Genomic DNA, 17690 nt, shown 5'->3' on the forward strand with positions numbered 1-17690 from the left:
TGATTGGAAGAGTAATCATTAGCTTTTGTCTAAACAGCTTATTACGCGATCGTAACAAGCGTGTCTCCTTCCATTACTGCGTCTCCCTTGTTCACGTTGATGCTGGTAATGGTTCCTGAAGTTTCTGCATCGATGTTGTTCTGCATCTTCATGGCTTCGAGAACGACAACAGTATCGCCTGTGTTCACCTTGTCACCTACTTTCACCTTGATTTCGTTGATAGTGCCAGGCAGAGGGGCTACCACAGGCTTGCCAGAGGCAGCGGCTGCCGCTGGTTTGGTGGTTGTTGCGGAACTTGCGTTTGTTGCAGCAGAAGAACAGTTGAATTCTTCACTCTTCACAATTCTCTCTTCACTTAACTTAACTTTCTGCTTACTGCTCTTAACCGGCTGTTTCATTTCCACTTCGAATGGAATTCCATTCACGGTTACATTGGCGATATTGCCTTCAATATCCTGTATTTCAACGACGTAATCTACGCCTTTAACCTTATATTCGTACTTTGCCATAGTTTCTATATTTTAACGTTGTTATTGTTGTTGTTGAATTTCGGAGCATTCCATCTGGTCTGTTTTGGCTTGATGGTGATAATGCCGGATTCTACATCATGAACATCTTCCAGATATTCCTGTAGTGCAAGGGAGATGACTGCTATGTAAATCTCCTTATCAATACCCTTGGTTTCTAAACCATCTTTCAGAATCACGTTGGTCTTATGACTGAGGTCTTGAGTAACCTTGATGGTCTTCTTTCCTGTCTTATATAATAAGGTGGCGTGCTTCTCAGTAGCACGGGCGATGCGCTGTTTATGTTTCATGTAGGCTCCGAAAACCCAGAACACGATGAAGAGGAGAGCAAGGCAGGCAAATACGATTCCCATTGAAAGTACGGCGATTCCTATTCCGTATGGGTCGCTTTTCTTCAATTGCTGGGCTTTACTCAAACCTGTTTTTTGAGGCAGATAGCCTGGAGTTACTGATCCGGCAATGGCTTTCTCCCATGTCTTGAAGTCCTTACTCAGTTCAAAACTCTCATCAGCAGCCAACACTGGCACGCTTACGGAGTCTATCAGGTCAACGGCATTTCCGTCATAGAGTGCTATCCAGTTGGGCATCTTTTCCTGTAGAATAAGATTGAGATGAAAAGGTCCCGAGTTGGAAGAATTCTTTGCCTTCCAATGTTGTCCGTTCCTGCCATCCTGGTACCAGGAACTGCTGTCGAAGATAACGATGCTCTTCTTGCCTCCCAGTGTGGTTCGTGGTTCATTGTTAGGCAATGGACACATCAGCTGTCGGCGAGCTTCAGGCGACATTTTCTTGTCGAGAACCCTTCGGTCGGTGGTTAGGAACATACCGCGTACATTATACGTGGTAAAGGAGGAATTGCTCAATTCCACCCATGGTTTGTGCTGCCCGTACTCATCTACAAGATTGGTACGGTTGTCGGTCATCACCTCCGTAATACGGATACTTTTGGCTCCTTGACTCCAAGCGGGCAAGGACGTGATGACTAGCATGGTTATCAGAAATCCCAATTTCTTCATACGCTTACTAACGTTTATAGGGTTATTGTTTCATATTTCGAAAAAATCTGCATCATATAGGAACGATAGCTGTTCCTAGAAGATTCATTAGGTTTGTTTCTTGTGCTCAAAGGTACGAAGAATTTCTGAAAAGACAACAAAAAAGGTGCACAAATTTTTGTCTTTGTGCACCTCTTTTATAATTTATAACTATTTTCAGTTGTTTTGTTAACTTTTGTAAGTCTTACGCTCCGCAGAAGAACAGCACCACTATCTGGGCTGTAAAGATACGGAGGAACATGCTTAATGGATAAACCGTAGAGTATCCTACAGCTGGAGCCTCTTTAGAGCAAGAAGCATTTGCATAAGCCAATGCAGGAGGGTCTGTGTAAGTACCGGCGAGCATACCCATGATGGTGAAGTAGTTGAATTTAAACTTCAGGCGGGCAATTGTACCGATGATGAGGATAGGAATAACGGTGATGAGAAAACCACATCCCACATATTTCAAACCGTCACCCTGTACTACTGTGTCCCAGAATCCGGCACCAGCCTTGATTCCCACACTCGCCAGGAAGAGTACAAGTCCTATTTCTCGCAGCATCATATTAGCCGAAGTCGTCGTATAAGTTACCAGCTTCATGCGATAGCCGAAACGGCCGATGAGGATGGCGATGATAAGCGGACCTCCGGCAATACCCAACTTCAAAGGCACCGGCATTCCCGGAATGGCAAATGGGAGAGAACCGAAGATAATACCTACCATAATGCCTACGAAGATAGTGGCAATGTTAGGCGCATCGAGGCGCTTTACAGAGTTACCCATGATTTCAGCCACACGGTTCACATTCTCTTCAGGACCTACAACCAGAATCTTATCACCTACGTGGAAGTGGTGGTTTCTGCCTGCAAAGATGTCCATTCCCTGACGGGAAATACGGGTTACGTTTACACCGTATACGCTGGAGAAGTGCATCTTTCCCAAGGTCTTACCGTTCATTTCCGGACGGGTAACGATGATACGGCGAGAAACAAAATGCTGTACTTCATCCTTCTCGCGGTCCCATTCAGCTTCAACCTCTGGTCCGATAAAAGCCTTGATGGCTTCTGCATCAGCCTCTGCACATACAACGAGCAATTCGTCTCCAACCTCAAACTTAGTCTTGCTGTTAGGAATGCTCACCTCGCCATTGTGGAGCAGTCGTGAACATACAATGTCACGATTCAAAAACTCAGAAACTTCTCTCAGCGTTCTGCCTGTAATATAGGCATTCTCCACGCGCAAGTGCATGTTGTGGGCCTTAGCGTGTGGGTTGGCAGCATCTTCTTCGTTAAGCTGTTCTTCCTCATCAGCAGTATTAATCTTACAGATGTACTTGATAAGGATAGTAGCACCAATAATGCCCACTACACCAAGAGGATAAGCACAAGCATAACCATTGGCAATACTTGGAGCACCATTAGGGAAGACGCTGAGCAAAGCCTCGTTGGCAGCACCAAGACCCGGAGTATTGGTAACCGCACCATAGAGAGTACCTACCATCATAGGCAGGTTGTTAGGGTTGCTCGTATCAAAGAAGAGATAATAGCAACCAAACATCACGAGGATGTTGAGCAGAATAGCGCTAGCCGAAAGCATGTTGAGCGTAACACCACCTTTCTTGAAACTCTCGAAGAAGCCAGGTCCTACCTGGAGACCAATCATGAAGACGAAGAGGATCAAGCCGAAGTCTTGCACGAATGTGAGAATTTCCTTTGGACCGGTGAAGCCAACGTGGCCAGCCAAAATACCTGCGAAGAGAACGAAGGTGACACCTAATGAAATGCCGCCAATCTTTATCTTTCCGAGGTAAACACCAATAGCTATCACGATAGCGTAGAGTAGGGCGATGTGAGCCACCGACTCGGTATTGGTGAAGAGATTAACAATCCAATCCATGTATTCGTTTTAAAATCAGAAAATTATATTCCTGTAGTTTACCAAATTATTTTAGAATTTATGTTTTCTGTTGCTTGTTTTAAATGAAAGATACAGTTCTGTTTATAGAGAGAATCTGTAGATTATTAGGGATTCAATTAAAACTGAAAATTGGAGGACATCACATAGGATGCCCTCCAACCTATTTTTTCTTGTAAAAAATCAAGCCCTTTTTGCAAATGGCTTTCTTTTTGACATGAGATTACTTCTCGATAGCTGCTACACCTGGCAATACCTTACCCTCGATAGCCTCGAGGAGTGCACCACCACCTGTAGAGATGTAAGATACCTGATCAGCCAAACCGAACTTGTTGATACAAGCTACAGAGTCACCACCACCGATGAGTGAGAATGCACCTTCCTTAGTAGCCTCAGCGATTGCGTCAGCGATAGCCTTAGAACCACCAGCGAAGTTGTCGAACTCGAATACGCCTGCAGGACCGTTCCAGAGGATAGTCTTGGCACCCTTGATGGCAGCTGCGAAAGCCTTGCGAGTCTCAGGACCTGCGTCCATACCCTCCCAACCGTCAGGAATGTTGTTAGATGGGCAAACCTGAGTGTTGCAGTCGTTCTTGAAGTCGTCACCGCAGATAGAGTCTGTGCCGAGTACGAGGTTTACACCGTTCTCCTTAGCCTTCTTGATTACGTCGAGAGCAACGTCGAGCTTGTCATCCTCGCAGATAGACATACCAATCTTGCCACCGAGAGCCTTAGAGAATGTATAAGTCATACCACCGCAGAGAATCAAGTTGTCAACCTTAGTCAACAGGTTCTCGATGATACCGATCTTAGTAGAAACCTTAGAACCACCCATGATAGCTGTGAATGGGCGCTTGATGTTGCCGAGAACTGCGTCAACAGCCTTAACTTCCTTCTCCATCAAGAAACCGAGCATCTTGTGATCTTTGTCGAAAGAATCAGCGATGACAGCTGTAGAAGCGTGCTTGCGGTGAGCTGTACCGAATGCGTCCATTACATATACGTCAGCGTAAGAAGCTAACTTAGCAGCGAACTTCTTCTGGCGCTCCTTCATCTCAGCCTTAGCAGCATCGAATTCTGGAGTACCCTTCTCAACGCCAACTGGCTTGCCTTCCTCTTCTGGATAGAAGCGGAGGTTCTCGAGCAAGAGAGCCTCACCTGGCTTCAAGGCAGCTGCTTCTGCATCAGCGTTACCGCAGTCCTTAGCGAACTTAACGTCTACGCCGAGAGCGTCTGATACGTTCTTAACAATCTGAGAGAGAGAAAGCTCTGGTTTAACCTTGCCCTTTGGCTTACCCATGTGGCTCATCATGATGAGCGCACCGCCGTCTGCAAGTACCTTCTTCAATGTAGGAAGGGCACCGCGGATACGAGTGTCGTCTGTTACATTACCATTTTCATCCAATGGCACGTTGAAGTCAACGCGCACGATTGCCTTGTGACCGGCAAAGTTAAAATCTTCAATTTTCATTTTACCTAAATTTTATTTAGTTTATGTACTAATTTATTGTTCTAAACCTTTCTGCTGGTTTCAAAAACCGAAGGCAAAGATACAAATTATATTTGAATCAGCAAAATATCGTAGCGGTTTTTATGATTTTTAGTAGATGAAATCGTCTGTTTGCTATATCGGGTTTGCAAAATTCGTATTTTGCGCTTCCTTCTGCTTGATTTGTTAAACAAAATGGAGAGAAATGAAATATATTCTTAACAAATTACTTTTTTTTTGGATTTTTCGATAATAAATAGTACCTTTGTGCGCAGTTAAAACGTTATTACATATAAATGAGATAAAATGGCAAAAGATAAGATTGCTTTTGTGTGCAGCAATTGCGGACAGGAAAGTGCCAAATGGATGGGCAAATGTCCTAGCTGCGGACAATGGAATACATTTAAGGAAATTCGTATTGCTGCTGATTCCGGATCGCAGGCTGCGAAGAATGCCGGAATGACCATGCGTCATGGTGGGGTTGCCACGATGTTTGGTGGGCAGCACAGCGAGCATGACGCTGCGCCGATGAAACTTCGCGATATTTCTGCGATTGATGAACCGCGCATCGATATGAGGGACGAGGAGCTGAACCGTGTGCTGGGTGGCGGAATGGTCCCTGGCAGCATTACGCTCCTGGGCGGTGAACCGGGAATCGGTAAGAGTACGCTCACCTTGCAGACTATTCTGAACATGACTGACCGCCGCATCCTGTATGTGAGCGGAGAGGAAAGTGCCCATCAGATTAAACTCCGTGCCGACCGGTTGGCTAAAGGACAGGCGATGCTCAGAGATGGCTCTTCTGCGGACACTCTGAAAACGGCTTCTCTTTCATCAGAAGGAGCCTTTGATCATATTACGGTTCTCTGTGAAACGCAGTTGGAGAAAATCTTCAGCCATATTCAGGAAGTGGCTCCTCAGTTGATAGTTATAGATTCTATCCAAACTATCTCTACAGAAGAGGTTGACAGTTCGCCAGGTTCTGTTTCCCAAGTTCGCGAGTGTGCAGCCTCCCTGCTCCGTTTTGCCAAGACGAGTGGCATTCCGGTCATTCTGATAGGTCATATTAATAAGGAGGGAACGCTTGCCGGACCAAAGATTCTAGAGCACATCGTTGATACGGTGATTCAGTTTGAGGGCGACCAGCATTACATGTACCGCATCTTGAGAAGCATCAAAAACCGATTCGGAAGTACTTCTGAGTTGGGAATCTACGAGATGATGCAAGGCGGACTCCGACAGGTGAGCAATCCTTCAGAGTTGCTGCTTACTGAAGATCATGACGGGCTTTCGGGTGTTGCCATCAGCGCAGCCATCGAGGGTGTCCGTCCGTTCCTGGTAGAGACGCAGGCTTTGGTTTCAACAGCTGCCTATGGAACTCCGCAACGTTCGGCAACTGGTTTTGACCAGCGCCGTTTGAACATGCTCCTGGCGGTTCTGGAGAAACGTGTGGGGTTCAAGCTGATGCAGAAGGACGTGTTTCTTAATATTGCCGGAGGATTGAGAGTAACCGATCCTGCCATGGACTTGAGTGTGTTGGCAGCCGTATTGAGCAGCAATGTTGACACGCCTATCGAGCAAGGCTGGTGTATGGCGGGCGAGGTAGGTCTGAGCGGTGAAGTCCGTCCGGTGAGCCGTATCGAGCAGCGTATTGCTGAGGCGGAAAAACTCGGATTCCAGCACATCATCATTCCGAAATACAACAATCATGGTTTCGACCATAAGAAATATAAGATAGAAATTCATCCCGTAAGGAAGGTGGAAGAAGCATTCCGCTGTTTGTTCGGATGAAGTAAAAAGTAATCATACAGTTCAAAGTTCAAAATTCAAAATTCAAAGTAAAATGAAGGATTCAGTAATCATTGTGAGTGGCGGCATGGATAGCATCACGCTGCTCTACGATAAGAAAGACGAGATTGCACTCGGCATTAGTTTTAACTATGGAAGTAATCATAACGAGCGTGAAATTCCTTTCGCCAAGATGCATTGTGAGCGTTTGGGAATCAAGCATATTACGATTGATTTGGGTTTCATGCATCAGTATTTCAAAAGTTCTCTTCTTGAAGGTGCCGATGCGATTCCTGAAGGTCATTATGCTGCTGATAATATGAAGAGTACGGTGGTTCCTTTCCGTAATGGAATCATGCTGAGCATTGCCATCGGCATTGCTGAGAGTAATAATCTGAAGAAAGTTTTCATTGCGAACCATGGTGGCGATCATACGATTTACCCAGACTGCCGTCCGGAGTTTATCAAGGCGATAGATGAGGCTGCTGAAGCAGGAACGTTCGTTGATGTGCGTGTGGTGGCTCCTTATACGAATATTACCAAAGGGCAGATTGCTGAGATAGGTAAGAAGTTGGGCATTGACTATGCTGAAACCTGGAGCTGCTATAAGGGCGGAGAGACGCATTGTGGCAAATGCGGAACCTGCGTTGAGCGCAAGGAGGCTTTGGCCGAGGCGGGTATTGAGGATACTACTGAGTATGAAGAATAAGGATGAAGATGAATCAGGCGTTCTTCGTTCCCTATATATAATAAGGTGTAATCAGAATAAATATAATAAAAGAAAAATGAAAACAGCGATTTTATCTGCGGCTCTGATGCTTGCATCAACCGTTGCGATGGCTCAGAAGAGCAACTTCCAGTTGAAGGTGGATTTGAAGAATTTCAATTCCGATTCTGTACTTGTTTACAAGGGCAGAAATGTTAAGATGGATACGGTTTTGGTGAAGAATGGCAAGTTTACCTATTCTGCAAACCTTGATAAGGCTGCCGGATACGTTTTCCTCTCACCTGAAACTTATCGTGGTGCAGGTCAGTTTATGTTCAACCTGCCTTGTGTTCCTGGCGAGAAGGCTGAAGTTAAGGGCGATGCAAAGACCCGCTTCGATATTTCGGGTTCTAAGTTCTATCAGCAGTATCATGAAGTAGATGTTCTGCTGGAGAATGCTAATAAGGAGTTGAGAGATTACGAAGCTTCCCTGAACCAGAGAATCAAGAATGGTGAGACCCAGCAGACCGTCATGGCTGAATATGAGCAGAAGGCTCCTGCCCTGCAAAAGGCAAAGGACGATAAGATTTTCGATTTCGTAAAACAGCATCCTGATTATGAGGCTTGTGCTACTATCTTCGAGCAGTTTGATGATGTCAGCAAGATGGAGAAACTGCTGGGCTTGCTCTCTGAGAATGTGAAGAACGGCAGAATGAAGGCTTTCTACCAGCCAATGATTGATATGGCTAAGAAGCGTGCTGAGGCTGAGGAGAAGGCTAAGAAGGTGCAGGCTGCCGGTGTTGAGGCTCCTGACTTTACGCTGAAGGATATTAAGGGAAATGATTTTAAGCTTTCCAGCCTTCGCGGCAAGATTGTCGTACTCGATTTCTGGGGTTCATGGTGCGGATGGTGCATCAAGGGAATGCCTAAGATGAAGGAGTATTACGAGAAGTACAAGGGTAAGTTTGAAATTCTTGGTGTAGATTGTAATGATACAGAGGCTAAGTGGAAGGCTGCTGTTGAGAAGCACCAGTTGCCATGGATTCATGTTTACAATTCTAAGGACAGCAAGGTTCTCAGCGATTACGCTGTTCAGGGTTTCCCTACAAAGATTGTGATTGATGCTAACGGTAAGATTATCAAGACTATTGTTGGCGAGGATCCTGCTTTCTACACTTTGCTTGATGAAGTGTTGGGCAAGTAATGTTAACATAAAACAATGTCGCCCTGTAAGTGCAAAATTATATTTGCTCTTACAGGGCGATTTTTGTTTGTTCAGTACTTTACTTCTTTTTCTTTTTCAATTCCAGTTTCGGAATCTTGATTTTCTGTCCGGCTTTTACGGTGCTTGTACCATTCAGGGCTTCTACGTAGCATTCCATGCCGGAACCTAAATAGCGGGTACTAAGCTGTTCGAGGGTCTGACCGGCGCCAACCGTAACGGTCTGGGCAACTCCTATGATTCGGTAAGCTCCCGTGCGTACGCGAGCGTCCTTATCATACTGGGATGATGCTATTTTCGAAGCAGCCTTTTCTTCGGCTTTATCTTTAGCTTCTGCCTTAGCCTTTGCTTCAGCCTGCTTAGCCTTTTCTGCGTTAGCACTTTCCTCATCCGAATTTTCAGCCAGTTTTACTGCTTCTGCAGTTTTAGCCATACGGATGCTGTCTTCCATCGCTTTCTGGCGGAGTTTCTGTTCCTGAGAGAGTGGGGCGGCAGCTGGTTTGGCTGGGACTTTCTTGGCTGGAGCCTGATGATACTGGTTTAGCTGCATGGCTAGATGATCGCGCTGGGCAGTCATCTGACCATAGTTGAAGGCAAACCATCCCATTCCGCCAATCAAAGCTACTACGATGAGACAGACTGCAACGACCAGATAGCGAGGAATAACAATATGATGAGAATTGGAAGATTCTTCTTCTTCCTCCTCTTCTTCTTCAGATTCATCTGATGCAGGTACTGCTGGTTCAACAACTGCTTTCAGGGCTTGCTGTTGCTGGGCTAATTCAAGCTTCTCTTGCTCCAGTCTTTCCTGCTCCAGTCTTTCCTGCTCTTGCTTTTCTTTCTGTATTCTTTCCTGCTCCAGTTGGGCTTGTTTTAATCTTTCCAGTTTAGCTTGTTCAATAGCAATTTGCTTTGCCAGTTCGTCTTCTTTTTCCTTTTCAGATTCGATTACGACAACCTCCGGATTTGGAGTTGCAGTTTTTTCTTCGTCCAGAAAATCGATTACTTGTTCAGGAGCATCTTCTGTCTGTTCTTCTCCAAACTTTTCATCTATTTCATCGAAATCTACGCCGTCATTTACCACCACCGTTTCAAATTGGGCGAATGGCTTGTTCACGATTTCTTTCAGGATGTTGTCAGGCGTGAAGGTGAGTTTGTCTCTGCCTTCAATGGTGAAGCGCTCGCCCGTGTTCACATTGATGCTTTCACGGTCTTTCGTGGCCTGTACCTTAAAGGTGCCCAGCCATTTTATCTTCACCTGCTTGTCGGCATCGAGTCCCTGGTTGCACACATCAAACATCTTCCGGATGAAGAGTTCTGCTTCCACCTGGCTCAGCCCGCTCTTATCTGCAAGCAGTTTTCCGAGTGTATTTAAACTGAATTTGCTCATTGCTCATCCCCTCCATTCTTTAGTTTTTCCTTGACCGAAGCAACCGGTCGGAAACCCAACACCAACTTAGGCGGCACCAGCTGGCGCTTCTTGGTAGTAGGATTAACCACCACTCGCTCCATGCGCTTCTTCACTTCGAAGGTGCCAAAATTGGGGATAGAGACAGCTTCTCCATCCTCAAACTCGGCAATCATAGCGTCTATCGCCTTGCGCACCAACTTCTGGGTGTCTTCCTGCGAATAGCCGGTTTGCTGAGCCAGTTCAGCGATGTATTCCTTATTGTTCATATTTATTTAATATGTAGTCAAAATTTCTAAAACTCCAGGCTATGGGGGAGAGAATGATTATTTCACCACCTTGCCATAGAGGTCAAATTCCTCGCTTGCAGTAATTTCTACCTGATAGAAACAACCCACGCGCAGACGCTTCTCATCGGCACGGATCAGAACCTCAGGGTCTACTTCCGGAGAGCAGAACTCTGTTCGTCCGATGTAGTAATCGCCTTCCTTGCGGTCGATGATAACGGTCATGGTTTTGCCCACCTTATCAGCCTCAACCTCAGAGCTGATGTCTTGCTGCAGAATCATCAGTTCGTCCAGCCGGCGCTGCTTTACCTCGGCAGGCACGTTGTCTTCGTAGTGGGTGGCGCTGTAGGTTCCTTCTTCCTCAGAGTAGGCAAAGGCGCCCATGCGCTCAAATCTCTGTTCGCGTACGAAGTCGAGGAGCTCGTGGAAATCCTCATCTGTCTCGCCTGGGAAACCAACCATCAGCGTAGTGCGGATGTGAATGCCTGGCACGCGTTCGCGGATGGCCTTCAGCAGATTGATGGTTTCCTGCTTCGTTACGTGGCGATGCATGCTGGTGAGCATGTGGTCGCTGATGTGCTGGAGGGCAATGTCGAGATATTTGCATACGTTTGGCTTCTCGCGCATCACGTCCAGAAGATCCATTGGGAACTGGTTCGGATAAGCGTAATGCAGGCGAATCCATTTCACGCCCGGAATATCAGCCATCTCGCTGATGAGTTCGGTAATATGATGCTTGCCGTCAATATCTACGCCGTAGTAGGTGAGTTCCTGAGCGATAATCTGAAACTCCTTCACGCCTTCTGCTACCAGTTCGCGCACCTCCTGCAGAATCTCTTCCTTCGGACGGGAAACGTGCTTGCCGGTGATGATAGGAATGGCGCAGTAGGCACAGTGGCGGTTGCAGCCCTCAGCTATCTTGATGTAGGCATAATGGCGCGGAGTGGTGAGATGACGCTGGCCGTTGCAGGATGAAACTTCCGCCTTGCCGAGTTCCTGCAGAAGCTGCTTGTAGTTGAATTTGCCGTAGAACTTATCCACTTCGGGCATTTCTTCTTCCAGTTCCTTCTGGTAGCGCTGCGAGAGGCAGCCCATTACATAGAGCTTTCTGAGTCGGCCTTCTTCTTTAGCCTGGATAAACTCCAGGATGGTGTCGATGCTTTCCTGCTTTGCATCCTCAATGAATCCGCACGTATTGATGACGGCTATCTCGCCCTGAGGGCGCTTGGAATCGTGAACGCAATGGTAGCCGTTTGCCTCAAACTGCTTCATCAGCAACTCGCTGTCTACGAGATTCTTCGAGCAGCCCAGGGTAATAATATCTATCTGATTTTTCTTCATTTTCTAATTTTTAAAGAGCGAGTCTACGAATTCTGTCTTGTTGAAGAGCTGCAGATCTTCCATACCTTCGCCCAGTCCGATGTATTTTACAGGCACTTTGAGCTGGTCGCTGATGCCGATGACAACGCCGCCCTTAGCGGTTCCGTCGAGCTTGGTGATGGCGAGCGAGGAGATGTTGGTAACGGCAGAGAACTGCTTAGCCTGCTCGAATGCATTCTGTCCGGTACTTCCGTCGAGCACGAGCATTACCTCGTCTGGTGCTTCAGGCATTACCTTCTTCATCACTTCCTTTATTTTCTTGAGCTCATTCATCAGGTTCACCTTGTTGTGCAGTCGGCCTGCCGTATCGATGAGCACCACGTCGGCGCCGTTTGCCTTGGCGCTCTGCAGGGTGTCGAACGCCACGCTTGCCGGGTCGCTTCCCATCTGCTGTTTCACTACAGGCACACCCACGCGCTCGCCCCAGATGCAAATCTGCTCTACGGCAGCGGCACGGAAGGTATCGGCAGCTCCCAGAACAACCTTCTTGCCAGCCTTCTTAAACTGGTAAGCCAGTTTGCCGATGGTGGTTGTCTTGCCCACGCCGTTTACGCCTACTACGAGGATAACGTAAGGCTTATGGTCGGCAGGGAGATCCCAGTCTGCCAGGTCATCGCTGTGATTCTCGGAGAGGAGAATGGCGATTTCCTCGCGCAGAATGCGGTTGAGCTCGCTGGTTGAAACATATTTATCGCGGGCCACACGTTCTTCGATGCGGCGGATAATCTTGACCGTGGTTTCTACACCTACGTCTGAAGTAATGAGTACCTCTTCGAGATCGTCGAGCACATCATCATCGACGGTAGACTTTCCGGCAACGGCGCGCGCCAGTTTGCCAAACACACTCTCCTTGGTTTTTTCAAGTCCCTTATCGAGAGTTTCTTTCTTTTTGTTGCTGAATAATCCGAATAATCCCATAATCTTGTTTATATTTTTTGCAAAGATAATGCAAACGAGCGCAATGAAAGCTTGCTTTCAAATTGCCGAGTGCAGCTTATCTTCTGCAAAGATACTCATTTTTTTTTATTTTATGGCTTTTTCACTTGCTTTTTCGCCCTTTTCAAGAAAAAAAGTAAAGATTTAGAGGGTTTTATGTCATGACAGAAGGTTTTTTACTGATAATGTGGGTTAATAAGGTTTAATAAATAATGTTGTCAGATACAAAAACAATTCGCCCTGCAAAGGGACAGAAGTGGTTTGGCTTCTGGACCCTTGCAGGGCGTTCTGTTTATTTCTTCATCATTTCCTTTACGGCTCTTTCGAGCTGGGTATCATGGCCATTGATGAAATCTTCCGGACTGTTGTAAACCTCGATGTCTGGGTTCAGCTGGGTGTTCTCGCCGAACACGCCACGCATGTCGCGGCAGCCTACCTGAGGAATACCGAATACCAGCGTGTTGTCCATCAGCGTTTCCCACCATACGGCTGTCATGGTTCCTGCTACAGGAGCACCGATCAGCTTACCGATTCCGAGTTCCTTGTAAACCCATGGGAAACCGTGACCGTTGCTGTAATCGTTCTCGCAGATCATGACGCAAGATGGCTTCACCCATTTGTTGAATGGATCGCGGCCAACTACCTTACCGTGAGGTACAAACTCCTGATACTGCTTGCCGTTGAGCAGGGTGCAGAGATCATCGTGCAACCAGCCGCCACCATTATGGCGCTCGTCTACGATTACAGCGTCTCTGTTTCGGTTCTTGTCGCTCAGCAGTTCGCTGTAAACGGTGCGGAAACTCTCCGAATCCATCGCCTTAACGTGAACATAAGCGATGCGTCCGCCCGAAATACTGTCAACGAAAGCGCGGTTGCGGTCTACCCATCGCTTGTAGAGCAGGTTGTTGAGTTTGCCCTGAGAGATAGCCTTCACCGTAACCTCCATCTTCTTACCCTTGGCGTTTCTGATGCCGAGGCGTACATTCTTGCCAACCTTTCCGTCGAGCAATGGGAAGTAGTCCATTCCGGCTTTAATCTCCTCGCCGTCGATGCTCTTGATGATGCTGCCGGCTGTAACGCCCGTATTCTTCACATCGAAAGGACCGCGCTTGATAATCTCCTGAATCTTCAGGCCGTCGCCCTGATACTGAGGATCGAAGAATACTCCCAGATTGGCGGTGGTAAGCGCGCTGTTCGAAGCGTAGTAGCGGGCTCCTGTATGCGAAGCGTTCAGCTCGCCAAGCATTTCGCTCAACATCTCCTGGAAGTCGAAATTGTTGTTGATGTAAGGCAGGAACTTCTCATAGGTCTTGCGGTAACCTTCCCAGTCAACACCATGAATCTTAGGGTCGTAGAACTTGTCTTTCACCTGTCGCCATACGTGGTCGAAGAGATACTGGCGCTCCTCGGCTGGCTTATAGTTGAAGTTAGCCTCAAAGCTGATGTCCTTGGTGCTGAATCCGCTCAGATCCACCTTCTTGATGCTGCTTCCGTTGCAGATGAAGAGGTTCTTCACATCCTTGTCGGTCTGCAGGTTGCCCTGGCCTACGCCCTTCATCACGAGCTTGGTAGAGCCGTCCTTCAGGTCGTGCTGCCAGAGGTCGTAATCATCCTCGAAGGCTGCCTGGTAGTAGAGCTTGTCGCCGTCTTTAGAGAGCACAGCATCGCCCATGTGCGAAGAGTTTGCGGTGAGGCGTACGATTCTGTCGCGGCAGTTTTCGATGTCCAGCTCCAGTGGCTTCACTTTTTCCACCTCTATCTTTCCGGTCTTCTTCTGCTTTTCGTCAGCCTTCTTTTTAGCCTCTTCCTTCTTCTCGTCTTCCTTCTTCTCCTTTTCGTCCTTGTTGGCGTCAGCCAGTTCTATTTCTTCCTTGCTCATGTTGAAGCGGTTGTAGGCATCCAGGTCGAAGAACATGATGTAGGCATCGTCTTCTGCTCCCCAGCTTCCATGACTGCGGTAGCCGGCTCTGTCGCTCTGGAAGAGCATTGCCTTGCCGTCGAGCACCCATTTGCCGTTGCCGTCGCTGTAGCCGGAATTGGTCAGGTTGTGAACCTCTTTGCCGTCAGCCTTTACCAGCGCAATATCCTGGTTATTCCAGCCGCCGTTGCCGATATAGGTTGAAAGGAGCCATTTGCTGTCTGGTGACCATTCGAAAGCGATGTCTCCATCGCTGTAAGAGTAGACGTATTTGCCATCGAGCACGGTGTGGATTTCCTTCGATTTCAGATTGACGATGCGGAGTGCAGCGCGGTCTTCGAAGAAAGCCACTTCCTTGCCGTCAGGAGAGTATTGAGGATACTGCGATGTAATGCCTGTTTTCACCAGCTGCTCTTCCTCGATATCGGTAGCGTAGGTGAAGTTCTTTTCTTTCTCGTTCTTGATCTTAGACTGGTAAATCTGCCATACGCCGTTGCGCTCGGCTGCATAGACCAGGGCTCTGCCGTCTGGCGAGAAGCTCAGGTCGCGCTCCTGCTGCGGTGTGTCGGTAATGCGCTTGGTAGTGGTGTATTCCACAGAAGTTACGTATACGTCGCCATGCATCACGAAAGCCACTTCCTTGGCGTCTGGCGAAACGGAAATCTCTGTTGCTCCCCAGCTTTTAATCTGACGTACGAGGCTTGGAGCATCGTTATCTGTTGTAATGGAGATGTTCACCTTCTGAGGCTCTCCACCTTCTTTCACGGTATAGATTTCGCCATCATATCCGTAGCAGAGCAGGTCGGCGCTGGATGCAGTGAGGAATCTTACCGGATTGCCTTTGTGGTGGGTAATCTGCTTGTCGCTTGAACTGTTGAGGCTGCGGCGGTAGATATTGAATGTGCCGTCCTGTTCGCTCAGATAGAAGAATGATTTCTCGTCTGATGTCCATACTGGCGAGCGGTCTTCGCCGGCAAAGGTAGTCTGCTTGGCAAACTTTCCGTTACTCTTCAGCCAGATGTCGCGTGCGATAGGTGATTTCTGGTGTTTGCGCCAAGGGTCTTCGTATCCCTTTTTGTCGTGGTAGAGAATGTCGCCGTTCTTGGCGATGCTGATATCCTCCATGGTGAGGGTAGAGAAGAGTTCCGGTCTTCCGCCTTTGGTGCTTACCTTATATACTTGTGGGAATGTGTTGTCGCTGAAGATGATGCTCTGGGCTGTAGGCTGCAGACTGGCAGAGTAGAGCACATGGTCGTTGTCTGCAAAGGCGATAGGTGTTTCGCTGCCGCTGTTGGTGGTGAGTCGGGTAGGAGCACCGCCTTTTGCATCGATTACGAAGATGTCGAGACTTCCTTCGCGGTTAGACTGGAAGGCAATTTTTTTGCTGTCAGGGCTCCATACAGGATGCGAATCGAAGGCTGCATGGGTTGTGAGCTGTCGTGCTTCACCGCCGTTGACAGAAACACTGTAGAGGTCGCCTTTATAAGCGAAGGCGATGGTTGTGCCATCGGGTGAGATGGCTGGGTAGCGCATCCAGAGCGGATGGTCTTCTGCGCTGGCAGAGAGTGCTGCCGAGAGCAGGGCTACTGAAAAGATTAACTTTTTCATTTGCGTATGTTTTATGTTTCAATATGCGTTATAAAAATCTCTTCTCTTTCGGGGCCAGAATACTATTTCTTGCTCCTAACGGATGCAAAGGTAGTTATTTTTTGCGATATTTAAGCATAAAAAAAGAAAAAAGTGAGAAAAAGTTTGGTGTATTCAAAAAATATATGTACCTTTGCAGCCGCAAATAAGAAAATGGCTAATAGATTGCCCAATGGCGCTGGTTAGACAATTTTGCGATTTGAAAAGTGTTGGTTCCGTAGCTCAGTTGGATTAGAGCAACAGCCTTCTAAGCTGTGGGTCTTGGGTTCGAACCCCAACGGAATCACTATAATAGGCAAAATGAAACTTATTTGTACAAAAATAGCGTGAGAGAACAATGGCAGTAAGTTACTTATTCATAGGTACTTATCTCTGTTGTTCTTTTTTGTTTTTAAATATATTTTATCACTTATTCCTCTTTTATGTACTCTTTTTGTAAATAGCTGTTAATCAGTATGTTATGAATTTGATGTATTGAGAAATCGTCCATGTGTGTTACAAATGTGTTATCAAAAAGCGCTAATGTGTTATCAGAATAGAGAAGTTAAAATCCTTAATGACCTTAATGACCGTGACCTTAATGACCGGAAAACGGCCCTAAACATTTATTTGTTTTTCTGATGAAACTCCTTCCTTGTCTTAGCCATTGCTGCCGTAGCCATGTCATGGGTCTCTATCAGCAATGGGCTTTTGTGGTATTGCACAATCTTGACTCCGACTGAATTGTGCCTTTTCTTTACCTTGATGCATTGAATGATCAAGTCCGGATTGGTCGACTTTGATGTTGGAGTTTTGTCAAAGTTCTGAATATAGGCAGCATTGGTCAGGAAGAGAATGTCGGAACCTTCCGGTATTTCCTGCATTACCTTCACCATGAGGGTTAGCATCATGCGGAACTCTGTGGTGTGCAAGTCGCTGATTACATCACGGCTGATGATATTGCCGTTATGCTCAATCACAACGGCAGCACCACCAGCTCTCTCTTTATGGCCATAATCACATGAGCCACCTATCCAAACGTAATATGTAGATGTATCTTGTGTCATAATTATTTTATCTTCAATGTCCGCAGATATTCCTTCTGCTCGGGCGTGATTCTGTAGCTCTCGATGGCCTTCTGGATGGTCTTGTTGTGCGTCCAGGGAGCAAGGCGGTTTTGTTCGATGTAGGGAATCGCCTGGTCCCATTGCTTGGCAAGGGCGGTGGCGAAGAACCAGGCTACCATCATCTTTACGTAATACTCTTCGCTCCTTACTGATGCAGGAATTTCAAGATATTCAGCCTTGAAGTCTTTGTCCAGGTAATGAGACATAAGCGCCCCTATTCCAAAGCGACAAGTATAAACGTGCGATGATTTACTCCAAGTCTTGATCTTTGCCAACAGTTCCTTCTTGTGTTTGGTAAATACCTTCGGAGACATGATGTCGCAA

Annotated in this window: 14 protein-coding genes and 1 tRNA gene; 4 read left to right on the forward strand and 11 right to left on the reverse strand. The window is 47.0% G+C overall.

Features of this window, described 5'->3' with window-relative positions:
* Nucleotides 1-41: 41 nt before the first annotated feature.
* The 4 genes from DWV53_RS09750 to DWV53_RS09765 form a co-directional block, all read right to left on the reverse strand.
* Nucleotides 42-509, reverse strand: coding sequence for a biotin/lipoyl-containing protein (locus DWV53_RS09750; RefSeq protein ID WP_118153233.1), 468 nt, complete (start codon nt 507-509; stop codon nt 42-44).
* 5 nt (nt 510-514) lie between these two features.
* On the reverse strand, nt 515-1543 hold the full coding sequence (locus DWV53_RS09755; RefSeq protein WP_118153236.1) for an OadG family protein: 1029 nt from the start codon (nt 1541-1543) through the stop codon (nt 515-517).
* A 223-nt stretch (nt 1544-1766) separates the two neighbouring features.
* On the reverse strand, nt 1767-3461 hold the full coding sequence (locus tag DWV53_RS09760; protein WP_117693730.1) for a putative transporter: 1695 nt from the start codon (nt 3459-3461) through the stop codon (nt 1767-1769).
* 241 nt (nt 3462-3702) lie between these two features.
* The gene (locus DWV53_RS09765) at nt 3703-4950 is read right to left on the reverse strand and encodes a phosphoglycerate kinase (protein ID WP_022121786.1); all 1248 of its coding nucleotides are present in this window, start codon (nt 4948-4950) and stop codon (nt 3703-3705) included.
* A 324-nt stretch (nt 4951-5274) separates the two neighbouring features.
* Between DWV53_RS09765 and radA the strand changes: the two genes are divergently transcribed.
* From radA to DWV53_RS09780, 3 genes are all read left to right on the forward strand, one after another.
* Nucleotides 5275-6759 carry a DNA repair protein RadA gene (gene radA, locus DWV53_RS09770; protein WP_118153239.1) on the forward strand — a complete coding sequence of 495 codons (1485 nt, stop codon included), beginning with the start codon at nt 5275-5277 and terminating at the stop codon, nt 6757-6759.
* 52 nt (nt 6760-6811) lie between these two features.
* On the forward strand, nt 6812-7465 hold the full coding sequence (gene queC, locus DWV53_RS09775; RefSeq protein WP_118153242.1) for a 7-cyano-7-deazaguanine synthase QueC: 654 nt from the start codon (nt 6812-6814) through the stop codon (nt 7463-7465).
* Between the two features lie 76 nt (nt 7466-7541).
* Nucleotides 7542-8666, forward strand: coding sequence for a TlpA disulfide reductase family protein (locus tag DWV53_RS09780; protein WP_118153245.1), 1125 nt, complete (start codon nt 7542-7544; stop codon nt 8664-8666).
* Between the two features lie 79 nt (nt 8667-8745).
* On the opposite strand, the gene DWV53_RS09785 is transcribed toward DWV53_RS09780, so the two are convergent.
* From DWV53_RS09785 to DWV53_RS09805, 5 genes are all read right to left on the reverse strand, one after another.
* Nucleotides 8746-10074, reverse strand: coding sequence for an HU family DNA-binding protein (locus DWV53_RS09785; protein ID WP_118153248.1), 1329 nt, complete (start codon nt 10072-10074; stop codon nt 8746-8748).
* The gene (locus DWV53_RS09790; protein ID WP_006846479.1) at nt 10071-10361 is read right to left on the reverse strand and encodes an HU family DNA-binding protein; all 291 of its coding nucleotides are present in this window, start codon (nt 10359-10361) and stop codon (nt 10071-10073) included. The genes DWV53_RS09785 and DWV53_RS09790 overlap by 4 nt, the downstream gene beginning before the upstream one ends.
* Nucleotides 10362-10418: 57 nt before the next feature.
* Nucleotides 10419-11720 carry a 30S ribosomal protein S12 methylthiotransferase RimO gene (gene rimO / locus DWV53_RS09795; RefSeq protein WP_118153251.1) on the reverse strand — a complete coding sequence of 434 codons (1302 nt, stop codon included), beginning with the start codon at nt 11718-11720 and terminating at the stop codon, nt 10419-10421.
* Between the two features lie 3 nt (nt 11721-11723).
* Entirely contained in the window at nt 11724-12677 is a 954-nt protein-coding gene (gene ftsY, locus DWV53_RS09800; RefSeq protein ID WP_117728375.1) for a signal recognition particle-docking protein FtsY, read from the reverse strand.
* A 310-nt stretch (nt 12678-12987) separates the two neighbouring features.
* Nucleotides 12988-16221: a S41 family peptidase gene (locus tag DWV53_RS09805; RefSeq protein ID WP_118153254.1), complete on the reverse strand. Its 3234-nt coding sequence runs from the start codon at nt 16219-16221 to the stop codon at nt 12988-12990.
* Between the two features lie 250 nt (nt 16222-16471).
* On the opposite strand from DWV53_RS09805, the gene DWV53_RS09810 reads away from it, so the two are divergent.
* Nucleotides 16472-16546: transfer RNA gene (locus DWV53_RS09810), tRNA-Arg, on the forward strand.
* Nucleotides 16547-16865: 319 nt separating this feature from the next.
* Here DWV53_RS09810 and DWV53_RS09815 read toward each other — a convergent pair.
* Nucleotides 16866-17306, reverse strand: a complete 441-nt coding sequence (locus DWV53_RS09815) for a ribonuclease H (RefSeq protein WP_118153257.1) — start codon at nt 17304-17306, stop codon at nt 16866-16868.
* A gap of 2 nt (nt 17307-17308) precedes the next feature.
* Nucleotides 17309-17690 (reverse strand): DNA alkylation repair protein (locus DWV53_RS09820; protein WP_147468768.1); only part of this gene is annotated, 382 nt, incomplete at its 5' end.

The organism is Segatella copri, assembly GCF_003465495.1.
GTDB lineage: Bacteria > Bacteroidota > Bacteroidia > Bacteroidales > Bacteroidaceae > Prevotella > Prevotella copri_G.

Excerpts from the sequence above, each read along its gene's own strand:
- DWV53_RS09750 (WP_118153233.1), bottom strand. The coding sequence starts at position 509 with ATGGCAAAGTACGAATATAAGGTTAAAGGCGTAGATTACGTCGTTGAA.
- DWV53_RS09755 (WP_118153236.1), bottom strand. The coding sequence starts at position 1,543 with ATGAAGAAATTGGGATTTCTGATAACCATGCTAGTCATCACGTCCTTG.
- DWV53_RS09760 (WP_117693730.1), bottom strand. The coding sequence starts at position 3,461 with ATGGATTGGATTGTTAATCTCTTCACCAATACCGAGTCGGTGGCTCAC.
- DWV53_RS09765 (WP_022121786.1), bottom strand. The coding sequence starts at position 4,950 with ATGAAAATTGAAGATTTTAACTTTGCCGGTCACAAGGCAATCGTGCGC.
- radA (WP_118153239.1), top strand. The coding sequence starts at position 5,275 with ATGGCAAAAGATAAGATTGCTTTTGTGTGCAGCAATTGCGGACAGGAA.
- queC (WP_118153242.1), top strand. The coding sequence starts at position 6,812 with ATGAAGGATTCAGTAATCATTGTGAGTGGCGGCATGGATAGCATCACG.
- DWV53_RS09780 (WP_118153245.1), top strand. The coding sequence starts at position 7,542 with ATGAAAACAGCGATTTTATCTGCGGCTCTGATGCTTGCATCAACCGTT.
- DWV53_RS09785 (WP_118153248.1), bottom strand. The coding sequence starts at position 10,074 with ATGAGCAAATTCAGTTTAAATACACTCGGAAAACTGCTTGCAGATAAG.
- DWV53_RS09790 (WP_006846479.1), bottom strand. The coding sequence starts at position 10,361 with ATGAACAATAAGGAATACATCGCTGAACTGGCTCAGCAAACCGGCTAT.
- rimO (WP_118153251.1), bottom strand. The coding sequence starts at position 11,720 with ATGAAGAAAAATCAGATAGATATTATTACCCTGGGCTGCTCGAAGAAT.
- ftsY (WP_117728375.1), bottom strand. The coding sequence starts at position 12,677 with ATGGGATTATTCGGATTATTCAGCAACAAAAAGAAAGAAACTCTCGAT.
- DWV53_RS09805 (WP_118153254.1), bottom strand. The coding sequence starts at position 16,221 with ATGAAAAAGTTAATCTTTTCAGTAGCCCTGCTCTCGGCAGCACTCTCT.
- DWV53_RS09815 (WP_118153257.1), bottom strand. The coding sequence starts at position 17,306 with ATGACACAAGATACATCTACATATTACGTTTGGATAGGTGGCTCATGT.